The 7378-nt window shown below is 39.9% G+C and carries 10 protein-coding genes; 9 read left to right on the top strand and 1 reads right to left on the bottom strand.

Going from position 1 to position 7378, the window contains the following annotated elements; all coding sequences use genetic code 11:
- Positions 1–14: 14 nt before the first annotated feature.
- From B5E53_RS18165 to B5E53_RS18200, 9 genes are all read left to right on the top strand, one after another.
- Positions 15–173 (top strand): transposase domain-containing protein, encoded by a 159-nt coding sequence (locus B5E53_RS18165; RefSeq protein WP_343215686.1) that lies wholly within the window; start codon positions 15–17, stop codon positions 171–173.
- Positions 174–587: 414 nt separating this feature from the next.
- Positions 588–1739, top strand: a complete 1152-nt coding sequence (locus tag B5E53_RS19390) for a hypothetical protein (RefSeq protein WP_162611971.1) — start codon at positions 588–590, stop codon at positions 1737–1739.
- Positions 1729–1926: a helix-turn-helix domain-containing protein gene (locus B5E53_RS19395; RefSeq protein ID WP_158097091.1), complete on the top strand. Its 198-nt coding sequence runs from the start codon at positions 1729–1731 to the stop codon at positions 1924–1926. Before B5E53_RS19390 ends, B5E53_RS19395 begins: the two co-directional genes overlap by 11 nt.
- 130 nt (positions 1927–2056) lie before the next feature.
- Positions 2057–2431, top strand: a complete 375-nt coding sequence (locus tag B5E53_RS18175) for a hypothetical protein (RefSeq protein ID WP_140401535.1) — start codon at positions 2057–2059, stop codon at positions 2429–2431.
- A 342-nt stretch (positions 2432–2773) separates the two neighbouring features.
- Entirely contained in the window at positions 2774–3109 is a 336-nt protein-coding gene (locus B5E53_RS18180) for a DUF3848 domain-containing protein (RefSeq protein WP_087317522.1), read from the top strand.
- Complete coding sequence (locus B5E53_RS18185; protein WP_162611972.1) at positions 3106–4038, top strand: lambda-exonuclease family protein; 933 nt, start codon at positions 3106–3108, stop codon at positions 4036–4038. Before B5E53_RS18180 ends, B5E53_RS18185 begins: the two co-directional genes overlap by 4 nt.
- A gap of 61 nt (positions 4039–4099) precedes the next feature.
- Positions 4100–4873 (top strand): Rad52/Rad22 family DNA repair protein, encoded by a 774-nt coding sequence (locus B5E53_RS18190; protein ID WP_087317526.1) that lies wholly within the window; start codon positions 4100–4102, stop codon positions 4871–4873.
- A 15-nt stretch (positions 4874–4888) separates the two neighbouring features.
- A complete protein-coding gene (locus tag B5E53_RS18195; protein ID WP_087317528.1) occupies positions 4889–5800 on the top strand; it encodes a DUF5688 family protein in 912 nt (303 codons plus the stop codon).
- A 39-nt stretch (positions 5801–5839) separates the two neighbouring features.
- Positions 5840–6766, top strand: a complete 927-nt coding sequence (locus B5E53_RS18200; RefSeq protein WP_087317530.1) for a DUF932 domain-containing protein — start codon at positions 5840–5842, stop codon at positions 6764–6766.
- A gap of 83 nt (positions 6767–6849) precedes the next feature.
- Here the strand turns inward: B5E53_RS18200 and B5E53_RS18205 are convergent, their stop codons facing one another.
- Positions 6850–7131 (bottom strand): helix-turn-helix transcriptional regulator, encoded by a 282-nt coding sequence (locus B5E53_RS18205; protein WP_087317532.1) that lies wholly within the window; start codon positions 7129–7131, stop codon positions 6850–6852.
- Between the last annotated feature and the right edge of the window lie 247 nt (positions 7132–7378).

Consider the following 7378-nt stretch of genomic DNA (forward strand, 5'->3'; position numbering starts at 1 on the left):
CAATCATCTACAGCATTGCGGAAACAGCAAAGGCAAACAACCTAAAACCGTATGATTACTTCGTATATCTCTTAGAAGAGATACCGAAACATATGGATGATACCGACCGGTCCTTTCTGAATGATCTGTTACCATGGTCACCAAATCTACCGGACGGAATCCGAAAGAACTGATAACCAGGGCTGCCGTGAGGCGGCTCTTAATTTTTCAAGGTACTCGCTATTGAGCGTGTACCATAAAAATAAGCTTTAGTTGGTCTCTATCAGTTCATTACAGTTTATGTTGGTTAAGTTTTGTTTTTATATTTTTTTGATATATATAGAATAGATTTTAGTATCCCGTTTTTATGAGAAATAAAACGTAGATTATCCCAATAATTATTTATAAATTATATATATTATAATAATTATTTATAAATCTATTATAATAAATTAAAATTTATTTAGTTGTATAACAATCTGTAAAAAAAATATCTCTCTGGAACAAATTTGTAAAAAATTTGAGTCACAAAATAATTTTATAAACCAACCATAACAATTTGATAAAAAATAAATTGATTTTAACAAAACCAAGAAAGGAGATTTATCATGAATGATATTAAAAGCAATCAGACACCATTCATCCACACATTTAGTCTGGAAACAATTTTGACATTTATAGAGGCCGAAAGGATTTGGCAAACATACAACATGGACAATCTCAAAAATAACAACGATGAATTTTGTGTCATGAAGTTCGCTAAAAATGGTTTGAGAATATATTTCAAATATCGAACAGAGAAAGAAATCCAGTATGATAAAGAGCACGCAGAAGTAAAAGTCGAATGGATTGTCACTCCATATAAAGTGCTCCACGAAGGACAACCTATGGGTGAAATTACTTTACTGGAAGAAATGAAGCAAGTTTTAATTCAACTGACTCAGATATTTGAACAGATTGAAAAAGAAACCAATACATTTTTTACAAAAAAGCTAAAAATGCGACGGATAGATTTGACCCGTGATATTCCTACACCGTCCACTATTTACAGTAGAGAGATTATCTCAGTATGCAAGGCAACACAACTACCTTACGGATATGATTTTTGGATTATGACAGAAAAGCAGAAAATAGAAAATAACTGGAAAGAAGAGGTTGCCTGCTTATATAAAAATAAAAGCAAGGGAATTCAGGGAAAGATATATGATAAAAACCAGAACTTACAAGATTTCGGACATTATCCTGTGGAAACCAGACAGCACAAAGGTCTTCTCCGTTTTGAAATTTCTCTCAGTAGAAAATGTTTAAAAAAGCAAGGACTTTTAGATCCCGGTTCTTCGGAGACGTCTCTGTTCCGGGTGATGGAGCAGGCTTCTTCCTTATTCAATACTTATTTTTTGGAAATATTTGATAATGGCTCCATGCTTTCCAAATCGTTACTTGAGAAATATATCGCAAAGGAATTTCCTACCAGAAATAAAAAAAGAACAAATATGCTGGATTTAAACAGAATCTACAATATATGTCGGAAAAAGGGCTTAGAATTTAATCCAGCAGATTTTCCTGGAAGTGTAAAAAAGCTGCGCAATATACGAAAAGCATATAAAGAAATCCATTTGTCGCCTATCTCATTATCGGATGACTGTCCTTATATTCCTTCGTTCCGGGAGATGTTTTATGGAATACAGACAAATACATTTAGTAACTTTGCCAAAAAACATACAAGAGGAAAAGAGGTGGCGTGGAACAATGAGCAATAAAAATATTGCACTCTATACATTTGAAGAAGCAAGAGAAATCTTAAAATGCAGCAAAGTAAGGCTCCGGGAACTGCTAGATACCGGGGAACTCCGGGGATTTCGCCTTGGCAAATATAAATGGAGGATTCCCGAAGAAGCGCTGCTGGATTATATCAAGAAACAAATGACCGCACAGACAGATAAATGAGATATGGCAGCTACTAAAAGTAGTTCAGCATATCAGAAACCAGAGTACTTAGACAAATCAACAATAATTGTCAACAGCAGAATGTTTTAGTATAATGAAAAAAGGGCTGCCTTCGTACTCTGGGGAAAGGGTGATACATGAGACCGGCGAAGCATTTGGAGACGGCACACACATTCTCTTTGTGAATGGAGTCTATCGCAGTGAGACTCCTCTTGGAAAATTAATGCATGATTTTTCCTGCACACAGCCATCCCAGATGCATTACAAGGTTCTGGCCGACCGGGCAAGATATTTTAAAGAGAGCAAGGAGGGAATCGCTATTATGTGTAAAGCTATGGAAGATATGCGAAATCAGGCACTAAAAGAAGGAATTAAACAAGGAAAGATAGACGTAGCCTTTCGGATGGTGAAAAAAGGAGACTTTAGCGATGAAGAGATTGCGGAGCTCTCCGGACTGTCTATAGAAGAAATCAAAAAATTATCCACCGGGGAAACGATAGAATAAATATCCCCTGAATGACATAATTTTATTATTTTGTGTAATGAAGAAAGCATCCTGTATATAAAAATGTAGGATGTTTTTTTGTTGCACCCGTTTTCTGACTGTTTTGAATGATACACCATCTTTCCGGTAACCAGTAGTTTATAAGATTCATAAAGAAAGAGGTGTAACAATGCAAAGAGGTCTTGGAAGTATCTGGTCAAAGATTGCGGAAACTGTCGGCGTGTGCATCGCACAGGTCATCACTGAACTGATGCAGTACCGAAGCAACAAAAAAGACTGACAGTGTGCAAAAGATAACGGAGCATATTCTATGTTCCGTTATCATGGGAAGGAGGAAAATAAGTGGTCATAGAACAGTTAAAACGGAAATTGTATGCAAAGATTCATACAGAATACCTGTCTTATGAAAAAGGAATCTGCGGCATGGCTCCTGAAGAAGTGTTTGAAAGGGCATATGAAATCACTACGATTCAGGAGATTTACGGGAATCTTCTTGAGATCGTGCCCAAAACAGATTACGAACAGGCCAGGGAACTTCTCTCAGAGAAGAATCTCCTGTTTTGTTTTTATCAGCAATGGTTAAAAACAGAGGAATCTATGAAAGATGAACTAACAGCGATAGCGGAACAACTGCTGACAGAATGGAAAAACGCTGCAGGAAGGAGGATGGCTGGATGATGAAAAAAATGATATCCACAAAAGGACTTTCTACAGAAGAATGGCTCCGTTACCGCAGGCTCGGTATCGGTGGGAGCGATGCTGCAACCATCCTTGGAATCAATCCCTATAACAGCATCCTCCGGCTCTGGGAAGACAAGACCGGACGATATCCTGTAGAAGAAACAGAGAATGAATACACACATTTCGGGCATGTGATGGAGCCTATTATAAGGAGGGAATTTGAGCGGCGGACAGCTTATCGAGTACGCCGCTCGAATTTTATCCTGCAAAGTACAGAGTATCCTTTTATGCTGGCTGACCTGGACGGTATCACAAGAGATGATGAGGGAAATCTTTGTATCTGGGAAGCTAAAACAGCATCGGAGTTTAAGCGGACAGTCTGGGAAAAAGAAATCCCGGAAGAATACATGGCACAGCTGCAACATTATCTTGCGGTGACTGGGTATCAGAAAGCGTATATCTGTGCTGTGGTGGGCGGTAATTCTTTCTACTGTCATGAAATCCAACGGGATGAAACCTACATTTCCAAGTTAATTGATATGGAGAAAAACTTTTGGGACTGTGTCCTCACCGGAATCCCGCCAAAACCAGATGGCGCTGCTGCTACTGCCAGTTATCTGGGAGAGAAATATAAGGCAGGACAAAAATCAGAGATCATCCTTCCGCACGATGCGGAACAGCTGGTAGAAACCTACGGAAAACTGGAAGAATCCATCCGTCATCTGAAAACACAGAAGGAAACCGTATCCAATCAGTTAAAAGCCATGCTGGGTGAACATGAAACAGGGCGGACAAAACATCATATCGTTTCGTGGAAAACCATAGTCAAACATACAACAGATGTGGATAAAGTAAAAGAGCATCTGGGAGAAGCCTATAAAGACTGCCTGAAAGAAAGCAGCTATCGAAAATTCTCTGTAGCATGATACGATTTCTCTGTAAAAAGATGTCTTATGATCAATAAATATAAAAGAAAGAAGGGTCACGATGGCAGAAACAAAAAATGCAATCAATAAACCAAAGGAAATCCGCCTGCTCCGTGCCGACGAGATTGAATGCCGGGCCGGTATCATCCGCAGGAACGGCCTGTCCCTGTTATTATATAAAGACGCGCGGGTAGACCAGAACATTTTAGATGAGACTTTCGGCATCTATGGATGGAAACGGGAACATCGTTCCATCAATGGCCTGTTATTCTGTACCGTAAGTATCAGGGGTGCAGATGGGGAATGGGTCAGCAAGGAGGATGTTGGTACTCCGTCTTATTCAGAATCAGAAAAAGGCGCCGCCTCTGATTCCTTTAAGCGGGCCTGTTTTAATATCGGTATCGGAAGGGAGCTTTATACGGCTCCCTTTATCTGGATTCCAGCAGATAAAACCGATATCGAAGAAAAAGACGGGAAGCTCCGGACACGGGACAGCTTTTATGTATCTTCTATCTCCTATCACCAAGAGCATCGCTTAATCTCTTCCCTGTCTATCTGCAACCAGAAGGGTACCGTGGTGTATTCTATCGGGGAGATTCCTGATGCTGTCGAAAAAGAATCCCGGCAGCCGGAACATTCATCAGCTAGGGGCTCAAAAAAGAAAGGCTTATCAAAAACCCGCCTTACCGCATTATCAAAAGAAATGAAACGGACCGGTGTTTCAGAATGGGATATTTTAAAACGGTACGATATCCATTCTCTGGCAGAGATGGACGAGGAAATTTATCTGCGAGCTATGGAAGCCTTGAAAAAGACCAAAGATAAAGCAGCATAGAGGGAGGGAAAGATCATGGATTACTATACATTTACTGACAAGTTGTTGGAAAGATTATCTAATGAACTTGGAAGCAACTACCATATCCATCTGGAGGAAATCAGCCAAAATAACAGTACGGCCGAAAAAGGGTTTCTCGTCCAGAAAGAAGGAGAACCCATATCTTCAACATATTCTCTTGGAAAATATTATAACGATTATCTTGCCGGGCAGACTATGGAAAACATCATAGAAAATATCCTCACAGAACATGACAGATTTGAGCAGCTCCTCTCCTTCCCAACTCCAAAGGAGCTGTCAGACTACAGCAGGATAAAAGACCGGCTTTATTTGCGGCTCATCAACCGGCAATGGAATAAAAAATATCTGAAAGATAAAATGTACCTTCCTTTCCTTGATCTGGCCGCCGTTTTCTGTATGGATATGCGGGATTTATCCGGTACAGAGCTGCTGGCAGAACAGACCGGGGTTGCCGTCCTCACTGAACAGTTCCGGCAATGGGACGTATCTACATTTACAGTATTAGTGGATGCCATACATAACATGGAGAAAAACGGAGATTTCGTCTTACAGAAGTTAGACGAGCAGGTATCAGATGCAAAGATTGGGACTGACAGTAAAGAGAATCTATCAGAACCGGAAATGTGGCTGATACGAGATGCGACAGAACAATACTTGAATGCTGCTGCCCTTCTCTTTCCTGCTTTACTGGAAAATGCCGCAAAAGTGTTTAGAAAAAGTTTCTACATTATCCCCGCGTCTGTCCACGAACTTCTTCTCCTGCCGGACGGGGAAGGATTGAAACCGAAAGAATTAAAACAAATGCTGGAGAAGACAAACCACTCTCTCACCGTAAAAGAAGAATGGTTGTCTGACTCCATTTATCATTATGACGCAGAAATGAAAAAACTGTCCATCGCAGTTTAAAAAAATCAAAAATCATACTATGACGAGGAGGAATTATTTATGAAAACAACGACAGGAACGATATTTGAAAACCGCCGTACCGTCTGGGACGGCCTGGGAAAAGATGTGCGTGGTGCCAGTACAGCGGAAGAAGTTCTGGAATTGGCAGACCTTAATTGGCAGGTGGAACAAAAACCAATCTACACAGAAGATGGCATAAAAATACCAGGATACAGAGCAAATATCCGCGCGACAGACCAATATGCTCTTGGTGTTGTCAGTGATAAATACAAAGTCGTTCAGAATCAGACGGCTTTTGCTTTCAGTGAGGAACTGCTAAAGCACGGGTTCCGTTATCAGTATGCCGGCGTCTTCCAGCAGGGACGGAAAACATGGGTATTGATCCAGATACCAGACCAATACATCATCAACGGAGAAAGAATTTGCAGTTACTTGGTGTTCCTGAATTCTCACGATGCCAGCAGTTCTTTTAAAATCGCCATCACACCAATACGGATACTCTGCTCTAACATGCTCAACCTGGCTTTGGGAAACGCCAGACAGGTTTGGTCTTTTAAGCACAGCCGTAGTGTGGAAAACAATGTCCACGATGCACTGGAAACCATGGAACGAAGCGTAGATTATATGGAAGAACTGGGAATGCAGATTGAAAAGCTTGGAAATATCCCAATGGATAAAGAAGCTGTGGAACGGAATGTCCATCTCCTGCTCCCTGTGCCAGAGCAGGCAACCGCTTTACAGGAACAGAATGTCAGAAAACAGAGAAAAGATATGCTGACCAGATTTTATGAAGCTCCAGATTTACAGCATGTGGGATTCAATGCGTACCGTTTCATTAATGCCGTCAGTGATTTTGAAACACACAGCAGACCGCTCCGGGAGACAGCAACCTACCGAGAGAATCTTTTTGAGAGGAGTCTGGATGGCAATCGGCTGGTGGATAAAGCGATGAAGTTAGTAGGATAAAAGGAAAGGCCAACCCTATACATGATTTCACTCATGTGTAGGGTTGGCATGGAATAAAAATAAATCTGTCATATAAAGTAACATTATTTTTTCATGGCTTCGATGAGAGCCAATAAAGCTTGTATTTCTTCTTCAGTTAAACCAGATAAGTCAATCTCGTACTTTTTTTCCAATCCCAAAAGATAATCCGTAGATACATTAAATATCTTAGCTATGTGAATCAATATATCATAAGAAGGCAAACGGATGCCAGTTTCATAAGCACTGATAACAGATTTGGTAATTCCCAGCTTTTGTGCCAATTGAGCCTGAGTCCAATTTTTCTTTAGCCGCAAAGTTTTCAAATTGTTGCCAAAATCAACCATTGTAAACCTCCTTTGCAATAGTTTACTATATAAGTTGTATTTAATTGGTTGATTATATTTTGATTTAGTTGACCGCGAAAACATAAGCAAGTATAATAAACTTGTTATTTATAGACACCAATTACATAAAAAGTCCAGCTAATAAATGTCAATAGATAAATGAAAAATATTTTTCATCAGAAAAAAGGGCAGACTTTCCCCTTGGTGATAATATCATTTTTAAAAAGATATTGATTCGTTGGATTTG

Origin of the sequence: Eubacterium sp. An11 (genome assembly GCF_002161065.1) — a bacterium.
Taxonomy (GTDB): domain Bacteria; phylum Bacillota; class Clostridia; order Lachnospirales; family Lachnospiraceae; genus Anaerobutyricum; species Anaerobutyricum faecale.

Bases quoted from the DNA above. Each gene is read 5' to 3' on its own strand.
- B5E53_RS19390 (WP_162611971.1), top strand. From the start codon at position 588: ATGAATGATATTAAAAGCAATCAGACACCATTCATCCACACATTTAGT.
- B5E53_RS19395 (WP_158097091.1), top strand. From the start codon at position 1,729: ATGAGCAATAAAAATATTGCACTCTATACATTTGAAGAAGCAAGAGAA.
- B5E53_RS18185 (WP_162611972.1), top strand. From the start codon at position 3,106: ATGATGAAAAAAATGATATCCACAAAAGGACTTTCTACAGAAGAATGG.
- B5E53_RS18190 (WP_087317526.1), top strand. From the start codon at position 4,100: ATGGCAGAAACAAAAAATGCAATCAATAAACCAAAGGAAATCCGCCTG.
- B5E53_RS18195 (WP_087317528.1), top strand. From the start codon at position 4,889: ATGGATTACTATACATTTACTGACAAGTTGTTGGAAAGATTATCTAAT.
- B5E53_RS18200 (WP_087317530.1), top strand. From the start codon at position 5,840: ATGAAAACAACGACAGGAACGATATTTGAAAACCGCCGTACCGTCTGG.
- B5E53_RS18205 (WP_087317532.1), bottom strand. From the start codon at position 7,131: ATGGTTGATTTTGGCAACAATTTGAAAACTTTGCGGCTAAAGAAAAAT.